Here is a 25,377-nt window from a genome sequence, read left to right as displayed (position 1 = left end):
GGTCAGTGACCGCCCCGGATCACTTGGTGTTCGGCGGGAACGAGCTTCCAGGCTGCCTCGAGTTCCTTCTCCGCCGGCGAGGAAATGATGCCGCTCGGCGCGTAGATCTTCGAGGGCACCTCCGGATCCTCGGTGTTGGTGCCCGCGCCGTTGGGGTACGCCTTGATGGTGGCGATGATGGCCGTGACGATCACCGTCACCGAGAGCACCAGGAAGATCACCGAGAGCCAGCCCTGGACGCCGGTGTTGCGCACCACCGCCTCCATGGCCTCGACGTTCTTCGCGGACCCGAAGCTGGTTTCCCCGCGTTCCAGCGCCCCCTTGAACGCATTGTGCTGGGCGAAGTAGCCGACGGCCGGGACCGGCGAGAAGATCTTCAGGAACGATGCGTACACCGTCACGACCGTGGCGAAGGCCAGCGGCAGCACCACGATCCAGAGGTACTTGAAGTTGCCCCGCTTGGCCACGATCGTCATGACGACGGCCAGGGCGATGGCCGCCAGCAGCTGGTTGGAGATGCCGAAGAGCGGGAAGAACGTGTTGATGCCGCCCAGTGGGTCCGTGACGCCGAGGATCAGGATGTATCCCCAGCCGGCCACCATGATCGCGGTACAGGCCCAGGCACCCGGGCGCCACGAATTGTCCTTGAACTTCGGGATGAAGTTGCCGATGGTGTCCTGCAGCATGAAGCGCGCCACGCGGGTGCCGGCATCGACGGCGGTGAGGATGAACAGCGCCTCGAACATGATGGCGAAGTGGTACCAGAAGCTGGCCATGGCCGCGCCGCCGAACCACTGCTGCATGATGTGGGCGATGCCCACGGCCAGGGTCGGTGCGCCGCCGGTGCGGGAGACGACGCTTTCCTCCCCCACGCTTGCGGCGAGGTCGGTGAGCATGCCCGGGGTCAGGTTCACGCCGGTCAGGCCCAGCGAGTTCACGAAAGCCACGGCCCCTTCGACGGTTCCGCCGGTGGCGGCCGCGGAGGAGTTCATCGCGAAGTAGATGCCGCGGTCGATGGAGATCGCGGCCACCAGGGCCATGATGGCCACGAAGGATTCCATGAGCATTCCGCCGTAGCCCAGGAAGCGGGTCTGGCGTTCCTTTTCAACCATTTTCGGGGTGGTTCCAGAGGAAATGAGCGCGTGGAAGCCGGAGAGCGCACCGCAGGCGATGGTGACGAACAGGAATGGGAACAAGTGCCCCGCGACAACGGGCCCCTTGTCGGAGCCCGCGAACTCGGAGATGGCCGGAACTGCGATCTCCGGGCGGACCACGATGATGGCCACGGCCAGCAGGCCGATCACACCGATCTTCATGAAGGTGGAAAGGTAGTCGCGCGGGGCCAGCAGCAGCCACACCGGAAGCACGGCGGCGATGAAGCCGTAGATGATGATGAACCACGCCAACGTGGTCCGGTCCAGGTGGAAGAACTCGGAGCCCCACGCCGACTCGGCAACCCAGCGGCCCGATACGATCGCGAACATCAGCAGCGCGAAACCGATCACGGAGATCTCCATGACCTTGCCCGGGCGGATGAAACGCAGGTAGACACCCATGAACAGGGCGATCGGGATGGTCAGGCCCACCGAGTACACGCCCCAGGCGGATTCACCCAGCGCGTTGACCACCACGAGGGCCAGGATCGCCACGATGATGACCATGATGGCGAGGGTCGCGACAAGCGCCGCGGTGCCGCCGATGACGCCGAGCTCCTCGCGCGCCATCTGGCCCAGCGAACGCCCGCCGCGGCGCATCGAGAAGAACATGACAAGGTAGTCCTGGACTGCCCCGGCCAGGACCACGCCGATGATGATCCAGATGGTGCCCGGGAGGTAGCCCATCTGGGCGGCGAGGATCGGGCCGACCAGCGGGCCGGCGCCGGCGATCGCCGCGAAGTGGTGACCGAAGAGCACCCGGCGGTCGGTCGGCATGTAGTCCTTGCCGTTGTTCTTGTACTCGGCCGGGGTGGCACGGAAGTCGTTGGGCTTGGCAATCTTGCGCTCGATGAACTTGGCGTAGAAGCGGTAGGCGATCAGGTAGGTGCAGACCGCAGCGAAGACGAACCACATGGCGTTGATGGTCTCGCCCCTCGAGAATGCCAGCATCGACCACGCGACACCGCCCAGCAACCCGATGGCCACCCAGATAGCGATCTTGGCCGGCGTCCATTTTCTTGCTTCCGCCTCGATCGTTTCCGGGGCGACACCTGCCGGGGGCAATTCCGGCGCTGTGCTGCGATGCTGACTCATGGTTTTCCTCTCACGGGGTGCAAACGGGTGGGGCGCGAGTTGTGGACGCAGGGATCACGACTGTGTCGCAGGACACCTTGCGTTCACCACCCACCGTAGACCTCGAGGTAAACGCGGTCAGGCCTTCACGACGATTTTTCCGGTGTGATTCCCTGAATCGAAGTATTCGTGCGCCGAACGGACGTCATCGAACGTAAAACGGCGGTCAATGGCTAGGTCCAGGGCCCCCGAATCGAGCAACGGCAGCGTCCGGCGACGCACTTCCTCCACGATCCGCGCCTTCTGTTCCGCCGGCCTGGCGCGCAGTGTGGTCCCGATGATGCGCGCCCGCTTGGCCATCAGGGCACCCAGGTTCAGCTCCGCCTTGGCCCCGCCGATCAGCCCGATCACCACCAGGGTGCCGTCCACGGCGAGCGCCCGCACGTTCGATCCCAGGTACTTGGCGCCCACCACGTCCAGGATGACGTCGACACCGGCGCCCCCGGTAAGTTCGGCGGTGCGGACGGCGAAGTCCTCCTCGCGGTAGTTGATCCCGTGGTGCGCCCCGAGCTCCAGGCAATGGGTGATCTTCTCGGCGCTGGATGCCGTGACAAGCACCGTGGCACCGGCCGCGGCACAAAGCTGGATGGCCATCGAGCCGATCCCGCCGGCACCGCCGTGGATCAGCACCGTCTGCCCTTCACGCAGGTCCGCCTCGAGGAAGATGTTGGAGACCACCGTCGCGGCGACTTCCATGAACCCGGCGGCGTCGACCAGGTCGACGGAGTCCGGGATTTCAAGCACGTGTCCGGCGGGCACCGCCACATACTGTGCGTACCCTCCCCCGGCCAGCAGCGCGCAGACGCGCCTGCCGACGAGCGACACGTCGGTGCCGGGGCCGACGGCCTCGACGACGCCGGAGACTTCGAGGCCGGGGACGTCGCTGGCCCCCGGCGGAGGCGGGTAGACCCCGATACGCTGCTGCACGTCCGCCCGGTTCAGCCCGAAGGCCGCCACTTTCAGAAGCACCTCGCCGGCACCCGGGACGGGATCCGGGCGCTCGGTTTCCGCCATGACTTCCGTTCCGCCAGCACCCCGATATTCAATGGCACGCATCGCCGCCCGCTTTCCCTGGATCGTTTCCGTTTACCCCATGATCGCACCCGCCCGGGGCCGGGCGGGGTTCGCGATTTCGACACGCCTGCCGGGCCGCGCCGCAGGTGGTCCGCGGGTGAGGTGCGGCTGGCGTATACTTTTGGGGTCTGGATGGTTGTCCGAGCGGCCTAAGGAGCTGGTCTTGAAAACCAGTGTGCGGTAACCCCGTACCAAGAGTTCAAATCTCTTACCATCCGCCAAGCAGGAGAGGCAGTCCCCGTTCACGGGGACTGCCTCTCCTGCGTTTCCGGACCGCGGCGTTTGGCCGGACCCGGCTACGGTGCGAGGTTATTGCTCAGACGCACCAGCTCGCGGGCAATGTCCCGGGCGTCACCCAGGGTGCGGGCCGCGCCGTCGAGCGGAGCACCGGCCTGTGCGGCGATGGCGGTCCCCCACTGCACCGAGGAAAGCTGCAGGCCGAGCACGAAGATGGCACGGTGGGCCAGCCCGTGGGCGTCGACCAGCCGGTACGGCTCACCCACCACGTCGAGGCCCTGCCCCGGGATGGGTTCGCCTGCGGCGTTGCGCATGGTCAGCGGCGCGGCGAGCCCGTCGTCGAGCAGTTGGCGCAGCAGCGGCGAGGCGGTCTGCAACACCCTGTTGGCGGGCATCATGGCCTCGACCAGCACCGACGCGGTGTAGCCGGGCGAATCGACCCACGGGGACGAGGCAATGAAGGCGGAGGATGCGGGGTCGATCTCGAATTCAGGGTCCGGGCCGATGAATTCCACGATGGAGGCTCGCGCGAGCGCCGCCAGCTCCTCGATGCGCTGCACCGGCGGCCCGGAGGAGAGCCCCTCCACGAGGGGCTCAAACCAGCCCTGGACCTCGTGCAGGCGCGATTCGTCTGAGATCAGCCCCTCGGCGATCATGTTCTTGAGCTCCATGCGCCCGGCGTTCAACGTCCCGATGGCCATCTTCAGCGGGTCCTTCTCCCCGCCGGCGGAGGACAGTGCGTCGGCCTCCAGGTACTCCAGCACGGCGTTCTGGTACTCCTTCGCCGAGCCGAACCCGCGTTCGGCAAAGGGGTGACCGAGCCCCGGGACATCCAGGAAGCCCAGATCCGGGGCGTGCTCGGCCACCAGCTGCTGCGCCTCGGAGAGCCACACCTGCGCGCCGGCCTGGTGCTCGGCATCCAGCACCGACACGAGGCGGCTGAGGAATTCGTCCGGGTCGAGCCTGAAACGCCCGGGGGTCCTGGCGGCGGCCGTGCGGTAGTAGGCCAGCAGCACGTCGCGGTGCAGAAGCGGCCAGACGTGTGCCCCGAATTCCGCGGTGGCCTCCGGGTTCGTCACCCGTTGCTCCGCGATCCGCTGGATGATCACCTCGCTGTCGAAGTACTCCAGGCGGACCGAGCGCGGGATGAAGTCCTCGATGCAGGCCTTGGCCCGGTAGGGGGTACCGCGGCGCGAGGCGGCAACGATCTTGGGTTCGAAGCCGGACGCCCAGTACTCGAGCTCCTGGCCCGGCCCCCCGTTGACGGCGCGGAACTCGCCGCCGCGGCCCACCGTCAGTTCCACCATCACGTCGAAGAAGTTCAGGCCCAGGCCCCGGACGAGCGCGGTCTGCCCTGCCCGGATCTTCTCCCATGCAACGTCGCTCGGCACGTTCGGGCCCTGGTAGGTCAGAGCGATCTCGTCGGCTTCCTCGGAGATCGCCGACTGGGCAGGGTTCAGGTTCGCCGGGACGTGGCCGAGCGCCAGCACCACCGCGTCGGCGGTGAATTCCTCTGGCACGCCCGCGGGCTGCGGATGCGGGTAGGACTCGTCGACTCGCTGGGCCTGCAACACATAGCGGGCCTCCGTGCGTGCCAGGCTGCGGACTTCCGAACGTACGAAGCGGACCTCGGCGACGCGTTCAGCGTTACGCAGGGCCTCCGCTACCGACTCGAAGACATGGCGCAGGTAGCGCCCGTACAGGGCGCGCGGCGGGTAGGAGCCGCGTTCCAGGGCGGCGAGTTCCTGGGCCTCGACAGTGCTCAGCAGGGCCCCGTCGCCGCCGGAGGCCCGCCACTGCTCGAAGCTCAGCCCGGGGTCGTCCGGGTGGGTCCGCTCGGGGGCCACGGTGGGGAAGACCGACGGCGTATTCATCAGGAACAGCCGCGACTGCGCGGTGGACCAGACGCGTCCGGCGCCGGGTTCGAACTGGTCGAAAACCAGGACCCGGATCCGCCGGCCGAGGCCTTCGGCGTGCCGCAACTCGGCCGCAAGCCGTTCCAACACCGAGGTGCCACGTGGCCCGGCGCCGACTACTGCGATGGTGTACGGATCTGGTCCGGAATTCTGCTGCTCATTCACGGTTTTCAGCCTAGTCCCCCGCGGGTGTCCGGGTCACTTGGGCGCACCCGGCAAGATCGTCCCGGCATGAGAGACTTTGGCCATGAGTTCTTCATCGCCCCGCACCGCGCCGGATGCCACCCCGGCGGACACCTCCACCATGGTGGACCACGATGCCGCGGGAAGCGGCCCGGTACCGCCGCCCTCCCCGAACACCGAGGCACCTGCGGGCGAACCGGCCGACGCGCTGCAGTGGCTCGAGGAGATCGATTCCCCGCGGGCCATGGACTGGGTGCTGGCGCAGAACGCACGGACCGAGGCCGAACTCTTCGACGCCGACTTCGAGGCCAACCGCAGCGCCATCCTGGAAGTCCTCGATGCCACGGACCGCATCCCCATGGTGACAAAGCGCGGCGGGCACTACTACAACTTCTGGCGCGACGCCGAGCACCCCAAGGGGCTCTGGCGGCGCACCACCTGGGATTCCTACCAGGAAGCGGACCCGCAGTGGGAGGTGCTGCTCGATGTCGACGCCCTGGCCGCCGCGGACGGCACCGACTGGGTGTTTTCCGGCGCCCAGATGCTGCGTCCCGCACCGGGCGCCCCCTACACCCGCGCCCTGCTCAAGCTCTCCCCCGATGGCGGCGACCAGGTCCGGGTGCGCGAGTTCGACATCGCCGCCGGCGGCTTCGTGCCCGGCGGCTTCGACCTTCCCGTCGCCAAGACCAACGTGTCGTGGATCGACGAGAACACGCTGTATGTGGCCACCGAGGTCGGCGAGGGCTCGCTGACGCGTTCCTCCTACGCCCGCACCGTCCGGAAGCTGTCCCGCTCCCAGGAGCTGGAGGAAGCTCCGGAGGTTTTCGCGATCGACGAGTCCCACGTCCTCGCCTTCGTTTCGCACGACCCCACCCCCGGGTTCGAGCGCGATGTGGCGCACGACGTGATCGACTTCTACAACTCCAAGACCTACCTGCGCCGCGGGGATTCCTGGGTCCACGTCGAGGTGCCCACGGATGTCGGGGTCTCCTTCCACCGGAACTGGGTGCTTTTCTCCCCGCAGACCACCTGGACCCGCGACGGCAAGACCCACGTGCCCGGCTCGCTCCTGCTCGCCGAGCTTGACGCGTTCATGGCCGGTACCGCATCCCTGCGCGAGGTCTTCGTGCCCACCGACAACACGTCGCTGCAGTCGATCGACTTCACCGCCAACTACCTGCTGCTCAATGTCCTGCAGGATGTTTCCTCGCAGATCCTTGTCTGCGACCCGGCCCTCGATTTCGCCCTGAGCCCGTTGGAGGCCGGGGCTCCGCTGCACAGCTTCAGCATCTCCGCCGTCGACGACCTGGACCCCGAGTGCGCCGACGATTACTGGCTCACCATCACCGGTTTCCTGACCCCCACGACGCTGGCCCGCGGCACCGTCGCCTCCGTAACCGCGCCTGCGGCGCCGCCGCAGCTCGTCAAGGCCGCCCCGGCCCGCTTCGACGCCACGGGCTTCGAGGTGTCACAGCATTTTGCGGTGTCCGACGACGGGACGCGGGTGCCGTATTTCCAGGTGTCCCCCACGGACCTGCCGCTCGACGGCCTGAACCCGGTCCTGGTAAACGGCTACGGCGGATTCCAGGCCAGCCTCACCCCCGCATACGTTGGTCCGCTCGGACCGGGCTGGCTGTCGCGCAGCACACCGGAGGGACGCCGCGCCAGCTACGTCGTGGCGAACATCCGCGGCGGCGGGGAATACGGCCCGCGCTGGCACCGGGCGGCACTCCGCGAAAACCGCCACCGGGCCTACGAGGACTTCGCCGCCGTTGCCCGCGACCTCGTGGCCCGCGGAGTGACCACCCCCAGCCACCTTGCCGCAACAGGCCGCTCGAATGGCGGGCTGCTCATGGGAAACATGATCACCGGCTACCCGGAGCTCTTCGGCGCGGTTTCTTGCGGCGTCCCGCTGCTGGACATGCGCCGGTACACCCGGCTGTCAGCGGGCCACTCGTGGATCGCGGAGTACGGGGACCCCGACGTGCCCGCCGATTGGGAGTTCATCCGGACTTTCTCCCCCTACCACCGGCTTGACGACGCATTGCCCGCCGGAACGCAGTACCCCGCTTCGCTCATTTGGAGCGCCACAAGCGATGACCGAGTGGGTCCTGTCCAGGCACGAAAGATGGCGGCCAAGATGATGGACCTGGGCGTCGCAAACGTCAGGTACCACGAGTCCCTCGATGGCGGGCACGCAGGGGCCTCCGACAATGCCGCTTCCGCGACCATGCTGGCCACCAGCTACGAGTTCCTGTGGCGAAACATCGGCTCTTAATCGGTCGATATTCCGCGGGAAATCCATGTTTTCTTCCCCCGGCCGGATCTCGTTTTGTAAGCAGCGCCAGCTTTGGGTAGTCTTGGGGAGCTGGAAACAGCAAATTGGACACGTGCCAGAGCGGCCGAATGGGCTTCACTGCTAATGAAGTGTCGGGGTTAAACTCGACCGGGGGTTCAAATCCCCCCGTGTCCGCCAAATGGCCCCCTACGCAAGTAGGGGGCCTTTTTGCGTCCTGGGCTTCGTTGCGGGACTACGGACTCATAGGCCAAAAAGAGTGCCTGCACCGGGTGTTTCACCGCGGCCTCTCCATCTCAAGACCCGGTTCAACAAGGCCCGTCGGCCCGGTCCAAGGGCCAAAGGGCGCGTTCCTCGCAGCATCAAAAACGCGTGTTTCCGGCCCTGACACCGGCCGGCAACACGCGTTTCCCGTCTGGGAGGCAAATCCCTGTGCGAAAGACCTACTTGTCTCCGTCGCCGAAGGCGTTGAGCAATGTACGAACCATCTCATCGGGGAGGCCGGTACAACGGGCGACAATCACGGTTGCCTCGTCAAGTTCCCCCATGCGCAGGTGGTCAAGGAACTCGGTCCGCTCGGGTTCCGCCAGGTCGTTGACGCTGAAGTGGACGGCTCCGTCGGGACCCTGCCCCTCGAAGCTGAAGTCCGCGATGTTTGCCGAAGATGAGCTCCCGCCTCCCAGTGGCGAGGAAACAAGCATGCGGAGGATCTCGCCCTGGTCCAACCCCGAGTGCTTGGCAATCAACGATGCCGCACCGGGCAGGTCGTGGTCGCGCACGAGCGACATGAACTGGTCGTATTCAGCCGGCGGCAGGTCTTCGCTGGCGAATTCCCGGGGGTCGCCGTCGACCAGGTAGGAAACCTTGAATTGTGTAGAGGTCTGTTCGGCTCCGCTTCCAAACTCCTGCGCCCAATCGCTGGGCACCACCCACGCGTCGTCGTCCCCGATGGCCGGGGCGCTGGGAATGGACAAGGCCTCCTGGGGTGAGACCTCGCTCGCCGGAGCTGACGCAGGGTTCTCCAACGAAGGGATCGAGGCAGCCGCGCTCGGGCCTTCGTTCTCCGCGACCGGATCGGCGCCACCATTCGCGGCGAGTTCGGCCTGGCGTTCGTCCTCGAGCTGCTTGGCAATCGTCAAGCCTTCAACGGGTTCCTTGCGGATTTGCGGGTAGCGCTCAAGGCTACGCACGGCGATGATGCTCGCCTTGTACCCATCCCCCGTCATGGCCTTGTAATTCTGAACGGCCGCCATGAAGTCGCCCTGCGCCAGCGACCTGTAAACGGCGCGATGCCCCTCACCGGTGAGTTTCAAGGCTGCGGATTCTGCGGTCTCAGGAGTGATCGCTGCTGAAACCTCGGCCGAGTTCTTGGCGCGCAGCCGCGACAACCACAGCCATCCAAGACCAAGGATGAGCAGCGGAACGACGACCCAAAGCAGAGTTTCCATGTCTCTAGACTACGACCCTGCAGGTTCAAGGGCTAAGCCGGCGACACTGCAAAGTACAGGACTTTAGCGCGACCGACAGGGCGACCAAACTGCCCACCATGGTTCCAGTCGATACATCCGATGTCTAGACTGGGTCTATGGCAGTCACAGACGCAGCGATCACGCGCATCAAAGAAATGATTCTTGGCGGAGAGCTTTCCCCCGGAGACCGTCTTCCCCCGGAAAAGGAGCTGTCGGAGCGTCTTGGGCTTTCCCGTTCGTCACTTCGCGAGGCGGTCAAGGCCCTCGAACTCATCCGGGTACTTGATGTACGACGTGGAGACGGAACCTATGTCACCAGCCTTGAACCGCACCTGCTCACCGAGGCCATGTCCTTCGTTGTTGAACTGCACCAAGACTCCTCGATCCTTGAGCTACTCGAAGTCCGACGGATCCTTGAACCCTCGGCGGCGGGCTTGGCTGCCCAGCGACGCAGCGAGGAACATCTCGCCAGGCTCGAGGAATCCGTGCATGCTGTCACGGCTGAAACCGACATCCAGGAACTGGTCACCCACGACTTGCTTTTCCACTCGATCATTGCCGAAGCCGCGGGAAACGCATACCTCGGGACCCTTCTGGAGGCGCTCTCCAGCAACACCGTTCGCGCCCGCATCTGGCGTGGGTTGACGCAGGACCATGCGGTCCAACGCACCCTTGACGAACACCAGGCGATCCTCTCCGCGATTCGCTCCGGCGACACCGACTTGGCCAAGGCACTTGTCACGGCGCATGTTTCCGGAGTGGAGACGTGGCTCAGGCAATCCACGGCCAGCTGACGCCGGTTGCTTGCGGGGGTTCGGCGACGACTTCCTGAAGACCCCGCTCCTGAAAACAGGAAAGCCCGGTTCCGCAACCTCGCCCTGCATGGGGCGGAGGCGGCGGAACCGGGCCTTTCAGCGAGCCGATCCATCGGGAAAGGGCTGAGGCACGTGACTATTCGTAGAGGTTGGCCTTGATCTTCGCGTCATCGATGTTCTTGGCGTCGTACCAGTAGAAACCGGTGTCGATGACCTTTTCCACGGACTCCCCCTTGATGGCCGCAGCAGCAGCCTTGACGGTCTCGTAGCCGATCCCGACGGGGTTCTGCGTCACGGCGCCGGCCATCAGACCAGAGCGAATGGCGTCCATCTGGGCCTTTCCGGAGTCGAAGCCGACGACCGTGATCTTGCCCTTCAGGCCGAGCTCCTCGATGGCCTTGACCACGCCGATCGCGGAGCCTTCGTTGGTGCCGTAGATGCCCTTGAGGTTCGGGTTGCCGTTGATGATGGTCTTGGCGAGGTTTGCCGACTCGAGCTGGTCGCCGCCGCCGTACTGGACGGTGACGATCTTGATCTCCGGGTTGTTCGCCGCCATGTACTCGGTGAACCCATCACGGCGGTCCTTGCCGGACGTGGAAGTCTGGTCGTGGGCGACCACCGCGATCTCGCCCTTGCCTCCGATGAGTTCGGCCATGTGCTTCGCGGCCTCGGCCGCCGCTGCCTTGTTGTCGGTGGACGCCGTCGCCACAGGAATCGTCGAATCAACGCCGGAGTCGAAGGCGATGACAGGGATGTTCTTGGCCTTGGCTTCGTCCAGGATCGGGGTGGCTGCCTGCGAGTCCAGTGCTGCGATGCCCAGCGCCGAGGGGCTCTTGGACATTGCGGTCGTCAGCATCTCGATCTGCTGGGCCACGTCCTTCTCCGTGTTCGGGCCCTCGAACGTGACCTCCACGCCGTACTCGGTGGCTGCCTGCTCGGCACCGGTCTTGACCGACTGCCAGAACTGGTGCTGGAAGCCCTTGGAAACAATCGCTACATAGGGCTTCTTTCCGTCACTGCCGCTTGCCGCACCGGCATCGGGCGTCGTTGCCGTATCGCAGGCGGACAAGGTGAGGGCCAACAGCGACGCTGCTGCCAGGCCAATGAGCTTCTTGCGGAACATGACATGTACTCCGTTTCGTGATGGGAAAATGCGGGTGTACTGCGAGTGGCGATGTTGAGCTTTTCCGCCCAGGCTTGCAGCGCGCAGGGCGGCAGGGCCGGAGGTGGAAGTTCGTGGTGGGGCAAGGAGGAAGAGGTCGGGCCTAGCCGCCGCTCTTGTCCTTGCGGCGAAGCATGTCCAGGTACACGGCGAGCAGGATGACGCTGCCGATGGCTACGGACTGCCATTCCTGCGGGACATTGATGATGCGCAGGCCGCTGGTGAGCACGGACATGATCAGCGCGCCGATCACGGTCCCCACGATCGAGCCCTTGCCGCCCTGGAGCGAGGTTCCCCCGATGACGACGGCCGCGATGGCCTGGAGCTCGTAGCCCGCACCCTGGCCCGGCTGCGCCGAGTTCAGTCGGGAGGCGATGACCACGCCGGCCAAGCCGGTGAAGGTGCCGGCGAGGGTGTAGATCCACATCTTCCAGCGTCGGACGTTGATGCCGGACAGCGCCGTTGCCTGCTCGTTGGAGCCGATCGAGTAGGTGTAGCGCCCGATCAGCGTCTTGGACAGCACGACCCCCGCGATGACGGCCGCGATGAAGAAGATGAAGACCGCGTTGGGGATGATCAGGCCCGGGATCGACTTGCCCAGCGCCAGCTGGCTGAATCCGGGGGTGTCGTTGAAGTAGATCGGCTTGGTGCCGGAGATAACCAGGGCAAGGCCCTGGGCGACCATCATCATGGCCAGCGTGGCGATGAACGGCGGGATGCGCAGGTAGGAGATGAGCACGCCGTTGATCAGGCCGATCACGGCCCCGGCCAGGACGCCGGCGATCACGCCGAAGGCGAGCGGAAGGCCCATGTAGGTCAACGTCACGCCGACCATGACCGAGGTCAGCGACATGCCGGTTCCCACCGAGAGGTCGATGCCGCCGGTGATGATCACGAAGGTGGCGCCGAGGGCCAGAAGACCGATGACCACCGTGGAGAGCAGGATGTCGGAGAGGTTCGACGGGGTCAGGAACAGCGGGTTCAGGATGCCGAAGAGGATGACCAGGACGATCAGCGAGCCGAAGGCCATCAGCTGCTGCATGCTGGCGCGGGCCCGGACCATGAGGTCCGATTCCTTGCGTTTCAGGGGCGGCTTGACCGACGGCGAGCGGCTGCCGTTCTCAACCGAGGTGGTGGTGCTCATGCTGTTTTTACTCCTCGTTCACTCTGCGTGGCAAGTTCCATGATTCGTTCCTGGGTGGCCTCTGCGTTTTTCAGGAAACCGGTGATTCGCCCCTCCGACATCACCGCGATGCGATGCGACATGCGCAAGACTTCCGGCAGTTCGGAGGAGATCATGATGATCGACTTGCCACTGGCTGCAAGTTCGTTGAGCAGGCGGTAGATCTCGTCCTTGGCGCCCACGTCGATGCCGCGGGTTGGTTCGTCGAAGATCAGCACGTCGCAGTCCTTGACCAGCCACTTGGCGATCACGATCTTTTGCTGGTTGCCGCCGGAGAGGTTCTTGGCGCTCTGGTGGATCGACGGTGTCTTGATCCGCAAGCGCTCGACCTGTTCCCCGGAGATGTACTTGAGCATGCGCCCGTTGATGAATCCGAACTTGCTGATCTCCTTCAGGGAGGAAAGCATGATGTTCTGTGCGACGTCGGCTTCCAGCATGAGTCCCAGGTGCTTGCGGTCCTCGGAGAGGTAGCCGATGCGCAGCTCGGCGGCCTTGGCGGGATTCGGGATGCTTACGGTCTGCCCGTTGAGGGCGATCGAGCCGGAGCTGATCTTGTCCGCCCCGACGATCGCCCTGGCGACTTCGGTGCGGCCGGCGCCCATGAGTCCGGCAAAGCCCAGGATTTCGCCCTTGGCAATGCTGAACGAGACGTCCTTCAGCAGCTCCTTGGTGGAGAGGTTCCGAACTTCCAGCCGGGTTTCCCCGCTTGCAGGAATGTTGGCCGGGCGGGCGGTTCCGGAGACCTCGCGTCCGACCATCAGCGAGATGACCTCCGGCATGGTGGTGGTCTCGGTGTCGAGGGTGTCCACATACTCGCCGTCGCGGATCACGGTGATGCGGTCGGAGATGACGTTGAGTTCGTCCATGCGGTGCGAGATGTAGATGGCACCGGTTTCCGGGGTGATGAACCGGCGGATGATCCGGTGCAAGGTCTCGACTTCGGCATCGTTGAGCGCTGCGGTGGGCTCGTCGAGGATCAGCAGCTTCGCGTCGAAGCTCAGCGCCTTGGCGATCTCGACCATCTGCTGCTTGGCCACTGTCAGTTCGGCAACCTGCTGGACCGGGTTGAGGTCCACTCCGATCCGCTCGAAAAGTTCGCGGGCCTGGCGGTTGAGCGCCGAGTCGTTGATGAACGGCCCCCGCATGGGTTCGCGTCCCAGGAAGATGTTCTGGGCGACCGTCAGGTCGCGCATCAGGTTGAATTCCTGGTGGATGATACTGACACCGAGCTCCTGTGCGTGCTTCGGGCCGCTGATGTCCACCGCGTTGCCGCCGATGCGGAAGGTTCCCGCATCCGGAACATAGATCCCGGACAGCAGCTTCATCAGCGTGGATTTTCCGGCGCCGTTCTCGCCGACCAACGCCAACACTTCTCCGGGGCGGACGTTGAGTTGCATATTCGCCAAGGCGCGAACGCCGGGGAAGCTCTTGTCGACCCCGTCGACCTCCAGCAAGTACTCGCTCATATCCATACCCTCCTAACATCGGATGTTTAGTAAAAAACTACTCGTGAATCAGATCACACGCAACCCAAAAACTGCAAACAATCGCATTTTCAATCAAATTCGAACTTGATTCATCCGATCTTTCATCGGAGGTTTGGGTAGACCCTCCGCGCGGTCCCGGCCCAGACCGACTCCTGTTCGGCCACGGAGAGCGTGCCCACCAGGGCTTCCAGCACCTCCAGGGTCGGCGCATAGCCGCCGGCAGGGACCGTCATCGGCCAGTCACCGCCGTACATCATGCGGTCCGGGCCGAAGGCCTCCAGTGCCACGTCGAAGGCCGGCCGCAGCGTCGAAACGTCGTAGCCCGCGTGCGGGAAGCGCAGGCCCGAGAGCTTCGTGAAAACCCGGGGCAGCTGCGCCAGCCGTGTGAGGGAATCCCGCCATGCGGCAAACGCCTCGGCACCGGAACCCAGCGGTGGTTTCGCGAGGTGGTCGATCACGATCCGCAGGTCGGGGTGCTCCATGGCCACGCGCAGCGTCTGGTCCAGATGCCGCGGGAAGGCGTCGGGGACATCCAACGGGATATCGTGCCTTGCCAACAGTTCAAGGGACGCCGAAACGTCCGGGCGTTCAAGGAAGTCAGCCCGCGGATCGTCGTGCACCAGGTGGCGCACCCCGCACAGCGGGCCCGACTCGCGCAATCTCCCGAGCTGGTCCTCGAGCGATTGCGGCGAGCAGAGATCCACCCAGCCGACGACGCCGAGCACCCAGTCGTGCCGGTCCGCGACGCCGAGCATGAACTCGGTGTCGGCCAGGGTGTCGGCGGCCTGCACCAGGATCGCGCCATCGACGGCACTCTTCCGCAGCTCCGCCTCCGCCATGGCCGGGGTGAAGTCCGCATACAACTCCCCCAGCTCGGGCGTGAGCCACGGGTACGCGTCGCGGTCGCCGAGCTGCCACAAATGCAGGTGCGCATCCAACCGCTCCATCATCGTCCACCTCGAGGGGAGCGACCAAGGGGGCCCTGCGCATTCGGGATCCGGCTACCGGATGGCCAGTGCGCCATCGAGCAACCCCCGTTCGACAAGTGCATCCCACAAGCCCTCGTCAACCGGGGCCTGGGCGCGGGCAGCATTCGCCCGCGCCTGCTCCGGGGTGGAGGCCCCGAGCATCACCGAGACGATGCTCGGGTGCCGCATCGCGAAATGCACGGCTGCGGTGGGCAGGTCCGTGCCGAATTCCCCGGCCACCGCAGCCAGCGCCCGTGCACGGCCAAGGATATGCGCGGGGGCCGGTTCGTAGTTGTAGTTCGCGTTCGCGGGAACCACCGGGGAAGCCAGCAACCCGGAGTTGTACACCCCCACGTTGACGATACCCACCGACCGTTCCATGCACAGGGGCAACAGTCCGGACGCGGCCGGCTGCTCCAGCAGCGTGTACCGCCCCGCGAGCATCACCAGGTCGAGATCGGCCCTCCGCACGCATTCCACCGCGGCTTCGGTGGAGTTCGTGCCCACGCCGATGGCCTGGATGAGGCCCTCCGCACGGAGCTTTTCAAGCACGGGCAGGCCCCGGGCGATGCCATCCTCGAGGTCGTAGGCATCGGGGTCGTGCAGGAAGGCGATGTCCAGGTAGTCGGTGCCGAGGCGTTGGAGCGTGGACTCGATGCTTGCGCGGATGCCGGCCTCCGAGGGGTCCCAACGCCTGCGGGTGGTGGCGGGAACCGAGAATCCCTCGCCATCAAGCTCCCCGGCAAAGCCGGCGTTGGGCTCCAGGACCCGCCCGACCTTGCTGGAGAGCACGAGGTCCTCCCGGACAACGTCGCCGACGAGCCACGCGCCGAGGCGGGACTCGGAAAGCCCCAGCCCGTAGTGCGGGGCGGTGTCGAAGTAGCGGGCGCCGGAATCGTAGGCCGCCTGCAGCGTTGCCTGCGCGGTGGCGTCTTCCATCGGCCGATAAAGGTTACCCAGGGCCGCGGCACCGAATCCGAGGCTTCGCCCGGAACCCGGGTCGCCGAACCCGAGGCCGATCAGGGATTCGCGCATCACCGCTGGTCCCCCGCCGGGTCCTGGGAAAACGACCAGACCATCGGGATCCCGCTGTCGTCTGCGGAGTAGTCGTCACCGACCTCGAGCAGTTCCGCCATCCGGGCCTGCCAGGCGATGTTGGCCGGGTGCTCGGCGAGCTCAAGGCGCATGGCCCGGTAGTCCTCGACCTGGACCAGATGGAACAGTTCGCGGCCGCTGCGCCAGATGCGCCAATCCTGCACCCCGGCGGTCTTGAGCGCCGCGTGCAGCCGAGGTGCAAGCGAGGCATGGATCCGGTCGTAGTCGGCCTCGCTGCCGGGCTTGAGACGGGTGTTCAGTGCGATGGTTTCCATCGGGCCTCAGGCCTCCGTTGTCGCGGTGTTGCCATTCATCGACGAGGCACCACTGAGTGCCAAATCACTTGCCCATTCAACACCATTGGGAAACTCGAAGTCGGCAAGCGTTTGCGCAATCATCTGCGTTCCGGCTCCGGGCACCTTCGGCGGCCAGTAGGCGCCGGAGTGGACGTTGATAGGCTCCACAAAATGTTCGTGCAGGTGGTCAACGAATTCGATGTAGCGGTCCTCGGCGGTTCCGGACACGGCAATGAAGTCGAACATGGAGAGGTGTTGAACCGCCTCGCACAATCCCACTCCTCCCGCGTGCGGGCAGACTCGGACTCTGAACTTTGCCGCAAGCAACAGGATCGCGATGTTTTCATTGACACCTGCCACGCGGGCGGCGTCGATCTGCAGCACCTGCAATGCGTCGGCCTGGAGGAACTGCTTGAAAAGCACCCGGTTCTGGCAGTGCTCGCCGGTGGCCACGGGGATTGGGTGGACGCCGCGGGCAATGGCCGCGTGCCCCATGATGTCATCGGGGCTGGTCGGCTCCTCGATCCAGGCGATGTCGAACTCGGCCAGGTGGCGCATCCACTCGATGGCCTCGGCGACATCCCAGCGCTGGTTGGCGTCGACTGCGATCTTGATGTCCGGGCCCACCACGGAGCGCGCTGTGCGCAGGCGCCGGATGTCGTCGTCCAGGTCGGCTCCGACCTTCAGTTTGATTTGGGTAAAGCCGTCGCGGACGGCCTCGGCGGCCAGACGGGCCAGCTTTTCATCGGAGTATCCAAGCCATCCCGGGGTGGTGGTGTATGCGGGGTAGCCGTTGGCCAGGAGTTCCTCGATGCGCGCCGCGCGCCCGGGGAGGGCTTTGCCGAGGATTTCCAACGCATCTTCGCGAGTCAGCGCGTCGGAAAGGTACCGGAAGTCAACAAGGTCAACGAGTTCCTCGGGGCTCATCGCTGCAAGCAATGCCCAGAGCGGCTTGCCTTCACGTTTGGCCTTAAGGTCCCAGAGGGCGTTGACCACAGCTCCGATCGCCATGTGCATGACGCCCTTTTCCGGGCCGAGCCAGCGCAGCTGCGAGTCGTGGACCATCCAACGCCACGTCGCGCCCATGTCGCCCAACAAATCCTCGACATTGCGTCCAACGAGGAATGGCGCCAAGGCTTGGATGGCGGTGGCCTGCACGTCGTTGCCGCGGCCGATGGTGAACACGAAGCCGTGTCCTTCCAATCCGTCACCGGCATCGGTTTCCAACACCACATATGCCGCCGAGTAGTCGGGGTCCGTGTTCATGGCGTCGGATCCGTCAAGATCCCGAGAAGTGGGGAATCGGACATCAGTGGTGCTCAAGGCCGTAATCATGCTCATGCTGTCCTCCAGGTGGTGGTTCCCGCGGTTTCGTGGGGGTGCCGCTTTCGCCCGGGCCAGCTGTACTGGTAGGCGAGATCGATTTCGTCTACCCCGAGAGTAGACATCGGATGTTTATGTTGTCAAAGGTTCTTTTTGGGCTAAAGTTGTGAATCAGCACACGCAAATCATCCGATGCTTGGAGTCAGAATGAAGTTTGCACGAATCGGCGAACCCGGAGCGGAACGCCCCATCGCGCTGGACAACGAGGGACGAGCCTTCGATATTTCCAGCACCACACCCGACATCGACGGGGATTTCCTCGCGGGAGACGGCATCGCCGCGGTCCGCGCGGGACTCGCCGCCGGAAGCTATCCGGCACTGGGTTGGAGCCTGGCCGAGGGCGACGGGTTCATCGCCGCACCCACGGGCGAACGCATCGGCGCCCCCGTCGCACGCCCCGGAAACATCGTTTGCATTGGCATGAACTACGCGGCCCACGCCCGTGAATCGGGCTCCGAACCGCCGACGATTCCCGTCGTGTTCCTCAAGCCGACGAACACTGTCGCGGGGCCGTTCGACCCGGCCCCGATCCCGCCGTCTGCCCAGAAGTACGACTGGGAGGTCGAACTGGGAATCGTCATTGGCGCCCCCGCCAAGTACCTGTCCTCCCCGGAAGCAGCCAAGGACGCCATCGCTGGCTTGCTGATCGCCAACGACCTCTCGGAGCGCGAGTACCAGATCCCCGGAGCGGCCGGACAGTGGACCAAGGGCAAGTCCCTGCCACAGTCCACCCCGCTTGGCCCGTTCCTGGTGCCGGCCGATGAAATCGACGGACACAACCTGGGCTGCCGTTCATGGATCAATGGGGAAATCCGCCAAGACTCGAGCACCGCGGACTTCATCTTCGACCTACCCACCGTGGTCCACCACCTGAGCCAGTACATGGCGCTGGAACCGGGCGACGTCATCCTGACCGGCACCCCGGAGGGCGTCGCCCTGTCGGGCCGTTTCCCGTATCTCACAGAGGGCGACATCGGTGAATTCGAAATCCAGCACCTTGGCCGCCAACGCCAGGTCTTCTTCCGAGAGCAGGTCAACGCATGAGCGAATCAACTTCCACCACCCTGACCCAGGACATGGCCGGCCTGCGTGCGATTGTCACCGGCGGGGCCTCGGGCATCGGCGCGGCGATTGCGGCGACCCTTGCCGACCGCGGAGCATCCGTTGCCGTGCTGGACATCAACACGGCAGCCGCCGATGCCCGCCATCTCCCCTTCACCTGTGACGTCGCGAATTCCGACTCCGTGAACGAGGCCGTCTCCGGGGCTGCCCTTGCCCTTGGCGGGATCGACATTGTCATCAACAACGCCGGAATCGGCGCCCAGGGCACCGTCGCCGACAACGACGACGACGAGTGGCTGCGCGTGCTGAACATCAACGTGGTCGGCATGGCCCGGGTATCCCGCGCCGCCCTGCCGCACCTGCGTGAATCCTCGGCCGCCGCCATCGTCAACACGTGCTCGATTGCGGCAACGGCCGGCCTCCCGCAGCGGGCACTGTATTCCGCGTCCAAGGGCGCAGTGTACTCGCTAACGCTGGCCATGGCCGCCGATCACGTGCGCGAGGGAATCCGAGTCAATGCTGTGAACCCCGGCACCGCCGACACCCCGTGGATCGGCCGGCTCATGGACGCGGCGGAAGACCCGGTTGCCGAACGGGCCGCGTTGAACGCACGGCAGCCCCACGGCCGGATGGTTGCCGCAGAAGAGGTTGCCGGTGCCGTCGCCTACTTGGCCAGCCCGCTCTCGGGCTCGACCAATGGCGTGGCTCTTGCCGTTGATGGCGGCATGCAGGGCCTTCGTTTGCGTCCGATCGGAAGCTAGCCCCACCGCTGAACGCGCTCGGCCCGCACCCCTTGTTCCCGCCAAAACGGCAGCTCAAGGGGTGCGGGCCGATTCCATGTGGCGGTTCGAGCCTGTTCAGTCGCAGGGAACAGCAGCCGCGTCAGACCACAAGGGGGACCGCATGGAACTCATCGACCAAATGGCCGGCGCGCTTATGGAACGCTATCGTCGTTGCATCGGAGCAATCACGTGTTCCCGGGCAACAAGTACAAAGTGAGGGTGTCATGAGCGAACGTTTTGCTGTGCTGAGCGCGAGTGAGGTCGATTCGATCATGCTCCAGTCCCTCCAGCCATACTTCACCAAGGAACTTCAGTGGGTTGGCGGAACTGTATGGGGTTATTCCGATCAGCCGGAGGCCTGGATTCAGCTCGGGTCCCAGAGAGGCGTTGACGGGACGGTGTTGGTGGCTGGCCAGTATCTTCCTGCCGCTCCGCCGGCACCGAACGCAGACTGGGAGGACGTCGTCGAATTCAGTGCCCGGGCCGGCACCGATTTCCCGGGCATCGTCACCGATGGGCTCATCGACCAAGACTCCCCCGGTGCCCCTCGTCGGCTGACCTCGGGACCGGGTGACTATCGCTTGCGCGTCCACGTGAGTGGGCGGGACAATCCGGGTGGGACCGGCCAGCGTGTGCTGGTGCATTCTTGGAAGCAAGCACCGAGCGCGCCGGAAACAGTGAGCCTGACCAGCGAGTTCGGCAAGCTGACCGATTTTGACCACCAGTGGGACTGAAACGGGAGGAGGCATGTCCAAGAAATCTCGCCTGGCCGGCGGCAGCGCAGTGGCCGTCGCAGCCTTGGGCATTGCATCAGTCGATATCGCGACTACGACCGCGCAGACAGCTCAAACGCCGCTGTGCCCACACGAGCAATCTGGCTTCGTGTGGGCAGAGCATTTAAGCGGTTCGAGCCTGTCCAACCGCCGGGGACGGCGTCCGGGTCAGACCACGAGCGGGACCGCGTGGATCTCATCGGCCAGATGGCCGGCGCGCTCGTGGATCCTCTTCACGGCCTCCGCGGACGGGGCTTCGGACTGGCAGAAGTCAGTTCCGCTGTCCGGGTCTGCCCACGCCTGCTTGAACTGCACGTTTTCCTCCGCCTGGATCGCGAGATCGGCCTCGTGCGCGGCCTTGAGATCCGCCTCGGACAAGCCCTTCATATTGTGGTGGGCGTCCATGAATTCAGCCATGACAACACTTCCACAGTGAAGATGAACGCAACAAATCGCTTGACGTTCGGCTCATTTAAGGCCATCCCAGACTCAGTTCCAGAGCAGGAACTACCCGGCCTGGGCCAGCACGAACGGCAGCACGCCCGGAGCCCCCGCCGAGCGCAGGACGCGTGCCGCCTCGGTCAAAGACCAGCGGCTGTCGGCCAGGTCGTCGATGAGCAAGATGGGCCCCGGCGCGCCGGCCAACCGTTCGGCCATCTCGGCCGGAACCACAAACTGGTCCCAGACCGCCGCGAGCCTGAATGCAGAGTTGCCACCCGAGTCCCCACGCGGTCCCCCACCCCGGTACTCCAGCTGGCCCAGGTACGGCAGGCGGCCGATCTCCGAGATCCCTTGCGCAAAAGAGCCCACCAGTTGGGGACGCTTCCGCGACGGCATCGACACCACGGCAACCGGGCGGGTCTCCCACTTCCACTCGCTCAGGACCTTGACGCACGCATCAAGCATGGGCTTGGCGATGGGTGCATCGGGCTCGTCACTGTTTTCCAACAGCGCGCGCAGGCGGCCGCCCCAGCCAAGGTCCGTGAGGCGCGCCAAGGCCCGTCCGTCATCTGCCTGGAGTTCGGCCTTGATCTTTCCCTTGAGCGGGACCCCAAGCTTCTCCATGCCTCCGGGATACATGCGCCGGGCTTCGAGCAGGGCACCGACCCTGCCTAGGGCCGTCTGCGCCGAGTCTCTGGCCGATTCCTGGATCTCGTCGCTGAACCACACCCCGGCGCAGTTGTCGCACTTGCCGCACGGCGCGGCCGCGGGGTCGTCGAGCGCCTTGGCCAGGAACTCCATGCGGCAGCCGCGTGTCATCTCGTAGTCGATCATGGCGTTTTGCTCGGCTACCCGGGCCGCGGCCACTCGCGTGTAACGCTCGGCGTCGTAGTACCACTGGTTCCCGGTGCGCATCCAGCCACCGGACACCCGCTCAACGGCGCCGTCCACGGCGAGAACCTTGAGCAGCAGCTCCAGCGGGGTCCTGCGGATGTTGACCCGCGATTCCAGCGCCGGAACCGACATCGGGCCTCCGGCCGCGCCGAGTTCCTGCAGGACGGCGTGGGCGCGTTCCTCATCCGGCATGGAGCTGGTGGCGAAGTAGCGCCAGATTTCGCGGTCCTCGGTGCCCGGCAGCAGCAGCACGTCGGCGTTGATGCTGCCACGGCCGGCGCGGCCCACCTGCTGGTAGTACGCCACGGGCGAGCTGGGCGCCCCGACGTGGACAACGAATCCCAGGTCCGGCTTGTCAAAGCCCATGCCCAGGGCGCTCGTGGCCACCAGCGCCTTGACCTCGTTGTTCTTCAGCGCCGTTTCCGCGCGGTGGCGTTCCTCGGTGTCGGTGCGCCCGGAGTAGGCCAGCACCTTGTGTCCGGCCTCGGAAAGCAAACGGGTGATGTCCTCCGCTGCGGAGACGGTCAGGGTGTAGATGATGCCCGAACCGTGGAAATCGTTCAGGTGGGTCAGCAACCAGGCGAACTGGGTGCGCGGCGAGGGAAGCCGCAGCACGCCCAGGCGCAGCGATTCGCGCGCGAGGGATCCTCGAAGGGTGAAGACGTCGGCCCCGCCAACGGCCAGCTGTTCCTGGATGTCATGGACGACGCGTTCATTGGCGGTGGCGGTCGTGGCCAACACCGGAACGGAATTCGGAAGTGCTGTGATCAGGTCCTTGATGCGCCGGTAGTCCGGGCGGAAGTCGTGCCCCCAGTCGGAAATGCAATGGGCTTCGTCGATCACCAGCAGGCCCATGCGCTCGACGAGCGCGGGGAGCTGGGTGTCGCGGAACACCGGGTTGTTCAGTCGCTCGGGCGACACCAGCAGCACATCAAGCTCGTCGTTGGCCAGCTTCTGCGCGATCTGTTCCCAGTCGAGGGCATTGGCGGAGTTGATCGCCTCGGCACGCACCCCGGCCCGCGATGCGGCAGCCACTTGGTCGCGCATCAGCGCCAGCAATGGCGAAACAATCAACGTGGGACCGGCTCCACGGGCCCTCAGCAACAGCGACGCCACGAAGTACACGGCCGACTTGCCCCAACCGGTGCGCTGCACCACCAAGGCCCGGTGTCCGCCCGCCACGAGCGCCTCGATGGCCTCAAACTGGCCCTCGTGGAAGTCGGCGTCGTCCCGGCCAACCAGGGACCGCAAGATGGCGGTCGCCTGGGAGCGCAGATCCGTTTCAATGCTGGGTGGGTAAGCGTCCATGCTCCCCAGTATCCCAGTGTCCGGAGACAGTTCGGAGCGCGCTTCCCCGCACAGCCAACATAGTCCTATGGTGCTACTCACCTTCACTACGAAGAATCCCCGCTTGCCGAGCCTAAACCGCTAAGCTCTTCACTGTGAGTGTGGAAATCGATCTTTCAGAGTCCTTCAAGGCCTACGACGTGCGCGGCATTGTCGGGGCCTCCATTACTGCCGAAGCTGTCGAGGCCATCGGCGCCGCCTTTGTCGACGTGCTGGGTCTCTCGGGCCGGGATGTCTTGGTTGGCGGCGACATGCGTCCCTCCTCCCCCGAATTCGCCGCGGCTTTCGCCCGGGGAGCCGCCTACCGCGGCGCCAACCCGAAGATGCTCGGTCTGATTTCCACCGATGAGCTCTACTTCGCGGCCGGGTCCCTGGATTGCGCCGGCGTGGTCTTCACCGCCAGCCACAACCCCGCGGCCTACAACGGCATCAAGATGGCCAAGGCAGGCGCGGTTCCGGTGTCCTCGGATACCGGGCTCTTCGACATCCGGGACCTGGCCCAGACGTACCTGGAGGAGGGCCTGCCGGTATCCTCCGAGGGCCCCGAGGGGTTCATCACCGAACTCGACGTGCTTGCCGGTTACTCCGAGTACCTGCGCTCGCTGGTCGACCTCACGGGAATCCGCCCACTGAAGGTCGTAGTCGACGCCGGCAACGGCATGGGCGGCCTCACCACGCCGGCCGTCCTGGGCGACGCCATCCTGCCAGGCCTCCCCCTGGAGATCATCGACCTCTACTTCGAGCTCGACGGGACCTTCCCGAACCACCCGGCCAACCCGCTTGAGCCGGAGAACCTGCGCGACCTGCAGGCCGCGGTCGTCAAGCACGGTGCCGACATCGGTCTTGCTTTCGACGGCGACGCCGACCGCTGCTTCGTGATCGACGAAAAGGGCGACCCGGTGTCCCCCTCGGCAATCACCGCACTCGTTGCCGTGCGCGAGATCGCCCGAGCCAAGGCGTCCGGCGAGGAAACGCCAGTGATCATCCACAACCTGATCACCTCGCGCGCCGTGCCGGAGGCAGTCACCGCAGCAGGCGGACGCCCTGTCGTCACCCGCGTGGGGCACTCCTTCATCAAGGCCGTCATGGCCGAGGAAGGAGCGGTCTTCGGGGGAGAGCATTCCGCCCACTACTACTTCCGGGACTTCTACAACGCCGACACCGGCATGCTCGCTGCCATGCACGTGCTCGCCGCGCTGGGCCAGCAGGACACCCCGCTGAGCGAATTCGCCGCCGAGTACGAGCCGTATGTCGCCTCCGGAGAAATCAACTCCGAGGTCGAGGACAAGGCCGGCGCCGTGGCCCGCGTTCTCGAGGAGTTCGCCAATGGGCACGACCTAAGCCCCGACCACAGCGGTTTCATCTGCCCGCCGTGCCACCCGGACTTGGCGAATCGCGAGACCGCGGTCAGCACCATGGACGGCACCACCGTGGCCGCCACCGACGGGTCGTTCTGGTTCAACCTGCGTCCGTCAAACACCGAACCCTTCCTCCGTTTCAACGGCGAGGCAGTGGACCGCAAGACCATGGAACTCGTCCGCGACGGGGTCCTGGCTATCGTAAGGAACAACGCATGAGCACCCCCGAAAACAAGATCGCTGAACTGGGCACCGCTGCACAGCTCGAACTGAACAAGGTGCTGGGCACCGCACTGGGCGTGGCCCGCGAACAGCTTGAGGAGCAGGGCGTCTTCCTGCCCTTCGCCATCGCCATCGAGCCCGCGGCCGAGGGCGCAGAGCAGGAATTGCGGCTGCTGGCCGTCCAGCCCACCGAGGACCCTGAAGATCCTGAGGCAGACATCGACGCCGAGGCCATGATGGCCGACCTCGTGCAGCTGCTCAACGACCAGCGTGATTCGTTCAACGCCGTCGCCTTCGTCTCCGACGTGACCCTGCTCGAAGAGGGCAAGGACGCGGTCCACGTGGTGGCGGAGCACCGCGACGGCGGCGCCGTCGCCATCGTGCAGCCGTACACCTCCCCGGACCCGGAAACCGGCGAATGGGACTTCTCCGAGCCGAGCGCCGAAGCCGGCGAGATCCAGGTCTGGGCCTAGGTTCCACCAGCTTCCGCGGGGTGGGGCGCCCCAACCCGGCCCGGGCGCGGGTGGGGGGCCACCCCCCGCCCCGCCGGCCCCCGCCCCGCCCGCCCCCCCCCCCCCCCCCACCCCCCCCCCCGCCCAGCCCCCCGCCGGCTTGGTGCGCACGGGCCGGGCCAACGGCACCCGGG

At 65.6% G+C, this 25,377-nt stretch carries 20 protein-coding genes and 2 tRNA genes; 9 read left to right on the top strand and 13 right to left on the bottom strand.

Annotated features, from left to right (window positions below; genetic code table 11):
* Nucleotides 1-2 precede the first annotated feature (2 nt).
* Both ACSYDW_RS18520 and ACSYDW_RS18515 read right to left on the bottom strand, forming a co-directional pair.
* Nucleotides 3-2,249, bottom strand: a complete 2,247-nt coding sequence (locus ACSYDW_RS18520) for a carbon starvation CstA family protein (protein WP_438340208.1) — start codon at nt 2,247-2,249, stop codon at nt 3-5.
* Nucleotides 2,250-2,366: 117 nt separating this feature from the next.
* Nucleotides 2,367-3,344 carry an NAD(P)H-quinone oxidoreductase gene (locus ACSYDW_RS18515; RefSeq protein ID WP_438340207.1) on the bottom strand — a complete coding sequence of 326 codons (978 nt, stop codon included), beginning with the start codon at nt 3,342-3,344 and terminating at the stop codon, nt 2,367-2,369.
* A gap of 148 nt (nt 3,345-3,492) precedes the next feature.
* On the opposite strand from ACSYDW_RS18515, the gene ACSYDW_RS18510 reads away from it, so the two are divergent.
* Nucleotides 3,493-3,583, top strand: a tRNA-Ser gene (locus ACSYDW_RS18510).
* 75 nt (nt 3,584-3,658) lie between these two features.
* Here the strand turns inward: ACSYDW_RS18510 and ACSYDW_RS18505 are convergent.
* Nucleotides 3,659-5,680 (bottom strand): FAD/NAD(P)-binding protein, encoded by a 2,022-nt coding sequence (locus tag ACSYDW_RS18505; protein ID WP_438340206.1) that lies wholly within the window; start codon nt 5,678-5,680, stop codon nt 3,659-3,661.
* An 82-nt stretch (nt 5,681-5,762) separates the two neighbouring features.
* Between ACSYDW_RS18505 and ACSYDW_RS18500 the strand changes: the two genes are divergently transcribed.
* Nucleotides 5,763-7,976: a prolyl oligopeptidase family serine peptidase gene (locus tag ACSYDW_RS18500; RefSeq protein WP_438340205.1), complete on the top strand. Its 2,214-nt coding sequence runs from the start codon at nt 5,763-5,765 to the stop codon at nt 7,974-7,976.
* Nucleotides 7,977-8,082: 106 nt separating this feature from the next.
* Nucleotides 8,083-8,174 (top strand) — tRNA-Ser (locus ACSYDW_RS18495).
* Between the two features lie 263 nt (nt 8,175-8,437).
* Here ACSYDW_RS18495 and ACSYDW_RS18490 read toward each other — a convergent pair.
* Nucleotides 8,438-9,442, bottom strand: a complete 1,005-nt coding sequence (locus ACSYDW_RS18490; RefSeq protein ID WP_438340204.1) for a hypothetical protein — start codon at nt 9,440-9,442, stop codon at nt 8,438-8,440.
* Between the two features lie 137 nt (nt 9,443-9,579).
* Here ACSYDW_RS18490 and ACSYDW_RS18485 point away from each other — a divergent pair, with 137 nt between their 5' ends.
* Nucleotides 9,580-10,257 carry a FadR/GntR family transcriptional regulator gene (locus ACSYDW_RS18485; RefSeq protein WP_438340203.1) on the top strand — a complete coding sequence of 226 codons (678 nt, stop codon included), beginning with the start codon at nt 9,580-9,582 and terminating at the stop codon, nt 10,255-10,257.
* Nucleotides 10,258-10,414: 157 nt separating this feature from the next.
* Here the strand turns inward: ACSYDW_RS18485 and ACSYDW_RS18480 are convergent, their stop codons facing one another.
* The 7 genes from ACSYDW_RS18480 to ACSYDW_RS18450 form a co-directional block, all read right to left on the bottom strand.
* Nucleotides 10,415-11,401, bottom strand: coding sequence for an ABC transporter substrate-binding protein (locus ACSYDW_RS18480; RefSeq protein WP_438340202.1), 987 nt, complete (start codon nt 11,399-11,401; stop codon nt 10,415-10,417).
* Nucleotides 11,402-11,543: 142 nt separating this feature from the next.
* Nucleotides 11,544-12,584, bottom strand: a complete 1,041-nt coding sequence (locus ACSYDW_RS18475) for an ABC transporter permease (protein ID WP_387530921.1) — start codon at nt 12,582-12,584, stop codon at nt 11,544-11,546.
* Entirely contained in the window at nt 12,581-14,089 is a 1,509-nt protein-coding gene (locus ACSYDW_RS18470; protein ID WP_438340201.1) for a sugar ABC transporter ATP-binding protein, read from the bottom strand. The genes ACSYDW_RS18475 and ACSYDW_RS18470 overlap by 4 nt, the downstream gene beginning before the upstream one ends.
* Nucleotides 14,090-14,211: 122 nt before the next feature.
* Nucleotides 14,212-15,057: an amidohydrolase family protein gene (locus ACSYDW_RS18465; protein WP_438340200.1), complete on the bottom strand. Its 846-nt coding sequence runs from the start codon at nt 15,055-15,057 to the stop codon at nt 14,212-14,214.
* Nucleotides 15,058-15,111: 54 nt separating this feature from the next.
* Complete coding sequence (locus tag ACSYDW_RS18460; RefSeq protein ID WP_438340199.1) at nt 15,112-16,113, bottom strand: aldo/keto reductase; 1,002 nt, start codon at nt 16,111-16,113, stop codon at nt 15,112-15,114.
* Nucleotides 16,113-16,448 carry an L-rhamnose mutarotase gene (locus ACSYDW_RS18455; RefSeq protein WP_438340198.1) on the bottom strand — a complete coding sequence of 112 codons (336 nt, stop codon included), beginning with the start codon at nt 16,446-16,448 and terminating at the stop codon, nt 16,113-16,115. Before ACSYDW_RS18455 ends, ACSYDW_RS18460 begins: the two co-directional genes overlap by 1 nt.
* Nucleotides 16,449-16,454: 6 nt before the next feature.
* Entirely contained in the window at nt 16,455-17,810 is a 1,356-nt protein-coding gene (locus ACSYDW_RS18450; protein WP_438340197.1) for an L-fuconate dehydratase, read from the bottom strand.
* 189 nt (nt 17,811-17,999) lie between these two features.
* Here ACSYDW_RS18450 and ACSYDW_RS18445 point away from each other — a divergent pair, with 189 nt between their 5' ends.
* From ACSYDW_RS18445 to ACSYDW_RS18435, 3 genes are all read left to right on the top strand, one after another.
* A complete protein-coding gene (locus tag ACSYDW_RS18445; RefSeq protein ID WP_438340196.1) occupies nt 18,000-18,896 on the top strand; it encodes a fumarylacetoacetate hydrolase family protein in 897 nt (298 codons plus the stop codon).
* Nucleotides 18,893-19,675 (top strand): SDR family NAD(P)-dependent oxidoreductase, encoded by a 783-nt coding sequence (locus ACSYDW_RS18440; RefSeq protein ID WP_438340195.1) that lies wholly within the window; start codon nt 18,893-18,895, stop codon nt 19,673-19,675. Before ACSYDW_RS18445 ends, ACSYDW_RS18440 begins: the two co-directional genes overlap by 4 nt.
* Before the next feature lie 245 nt (nt 19,676-19,920).
* Nucleotides 19,921-20,430 (top strand): hypothetical protein, encoded by a 510-nt coding sequence (locus ACSYDW_RS18435; protein ID WP_438340194.1) that lies wholly within the window; start codon nt 19,921-19,923, stop codon nt 20,428-20,430.
* Nucleotides 20,431-20,637: 207 nt separating this feature from the next.
* Here ACSYDW_RS18435 and ACSYDW_RS18430 read toward each other — a convergent pair whose 3' ends face one another.
* Together ACSYDW_RS18430 and ACSYDW_RS18425 are read right to left on the bottom strand one after the other, a co-directional pair.
* Nucleotides 20,638-20,886: an SCO4226 family nickel-binding protein gene (locus tag ACSYDW_RS18430; protein ID WP_438340193.1), complete on the bottom strand. Its 249-nt coding sequence runs from the start codon at nt 20,884-20,886 to the stop codon at nt 20,638-20,640.
* A gap of 90 nt (nt 20,887-20,976) precedes the next feature.
* Complete coding sequence (locus ACSYDW_RS18425) at nt 20,977-23,112, bottom strand: RecQ family ATP-dependent DNA helicase (protein WP_438340192.1); 2,136 nt, start codon at nt 23,110-23,112, stop codon at nt 20,977-20,979.
* A 134-nt stretch (nt 23,113-23,246) separates the two neighbouring features.
* Between ACSYDW_RS18425 and ACSYDW_RS18420 the strand changes: the two genes are divergently transcribed.
* A complete protein-coding gene (locus ACSYDW_RS18420; protein ID WP_438340191.1) occupies nt 23,247-24,728 on the top strand; it encodes a phosphohexomutase domain-containing protein in 1,482 nt (493 codons plus the stop codon).
* Nucleotides 24,725-25,204, top strand: a complete 480-nt coding sequence (locus ACSYDW_RS18415) for a hypothetical protein (RefSeq protein ID WP_438340190.1) — start codon at nt 24,725-24,727, stop codon at nt 25,202-25,204. Before ACSYDW_RS18420 ends, ACSYDW_RS18415 begins: the two co-directional genes overlap by 4 nt.
* Nucleotides 25,205-25,377 lie beyond the last annotated feature (173 nt).

Origin of the sequence: Paeniglutamicibacter selenitireducens (assembly GCF_051550675.1) — a bacterium.
Classification (GTDB): domain Bacteria; phylum Actinomycetota; class Actinomycetes; order Actinomycetales; family Micrococcaceae; genus Paeniglutamicibacter.
The sequence above is the reverse complement of the archived record's forward strand: the minus strand, read 5'-3'. Positions and strand labels throughout refer to the sequence as shown.

Bases quoted from the DNA above. Each gene is read 5' to 3' on its own strand.
- ACSYDW_RS18520 (WP_438340208.1), bottom strand. From the start codon at position 2,249: ATGAGTCAGCATCGCAGCACAGCGCCGGAATTGCCCCCGGCAGGTGTC.
- ACSYDW_RS18515 (WP_438340207.1), bottom strand. From the start codon at position 3,344: ATGCGTGCCATTGAATATCGGGGTGCTGGCGGAACGGAAGTCATGGCG.
- ACSYDW_RS18500 (WP_438340205.1), top strand. From the start codon at position 5,763: ATGAGTTCTTCATCGCCCCGCACCGCGCCGGATGCCACCCCGGCGGAC.
- ACSYDW_RS18490 (WP_438340204.1), bottom strand. From the start codon at position 9,442: ATGGAAACTCTGCTTTGGGTCGTCGTTCCGCTGCTCATCCTTGGTCTT.
- ACSYDW_RS18485 (WP_438340203.1), top strand. From the start codon at position 9,580: ATGGCAGTCACAGACGCAGCGATCACGCGCATCAAAGAAATGATTCTT.
- ACSYDW_RS18480 (WP_438340202.1), bottom strand. From the start codon at position 11,401: ATGTTCCGCAAGAAGCTCATTGGCCTGGCAGCAGCGTCGCTGTTGGCC.
- ACSYDW_RS18475 (WP_387530921.1), bottom strand. From the start codon at position 12,584: ATGAGCACCACCACCTCGGTTGAGAACGGCAGCCGCTCGCCGTCGGTC.
- ACSYDW_RS18470 (WP_438340201.1), bottom strand. From the start codon at position 14,089: ATGAGCGAGTACTTGCTGGAGGTCGACGGGGTCGACAAGAGCTTCCCC.
- ACSYDW_RS18465 (WP_438340200.1), bottom strand. From the start codon at position 15,057: ATGGAGCGGTTGGATGCGCACCTGCATTTGTGGCAGCTCGGCGACCGC.
- ACSYDW_RS18460 (WP_438340199.1), bottom strand. From the start codon at position 16,113: ATGCGCGAATCCCTGATCGGCCTCGGGTTCGGCGACCCGGGTTCCGGG.
- ACSYDW_RS18455 (WP_438340198.1), bottom strand. From the start codon at position 16,448: ATGGAAACCATCGCACTGAACACCCGTCTCAAGCCCGGCAGCGAGGCC.
- ACSYDW_RS18450 (WP_438340197.1), bottom strand. From the start codon at position 17,810: ATGAGCATGATTACGGCCTTGAGCACCACTGATGTCCGATTCCCCACT.
- ACSYDW_RS18445 (WP_438340196.1), top strand. From the start codon at position 18,000: ATGAAGTTTGCACGAATCGGCGAACCCGGAGCGGAACGCCCCATCGCG.
- ACSYDW_RS18440 (WP_438340195.1), top strand. From the start codon at position 18,893: ATGAGCGAATCAACTTCCACCACCCTGACCCAGGACATGGCCGGCCTG.
- ACSYDW_RS18435 (WP_438340194.1), top strand. From the start codon at position 19,921: ATGAGCGAACGTTTTGCTGTGCTGAGCGCGAGTGAGGTCGATTCGATC.
- ACSYDW_RS18430 (WP_438340193.1), bottom strand. From the start codon at position 20,886: ATGGCTGAATTCATGGACGCCCACCACAATATGAAGGGCTTGTCCGAG.
- ACSYDW_RS18425 (WP_438340192.1), bottom strand. From the start codon at position 23,112: ATGGACGCTTACCCACCCAGCATTGAAACGGATCTGCGCTCCCAGGCG.
- ACSYDW_RS18415 (WP_438340190.1), top strand. From the start codon at position 24,725: ATGAGCACCCCCGAAAACAAGATCGCTGAACTGGGCACCGCTGCACAG.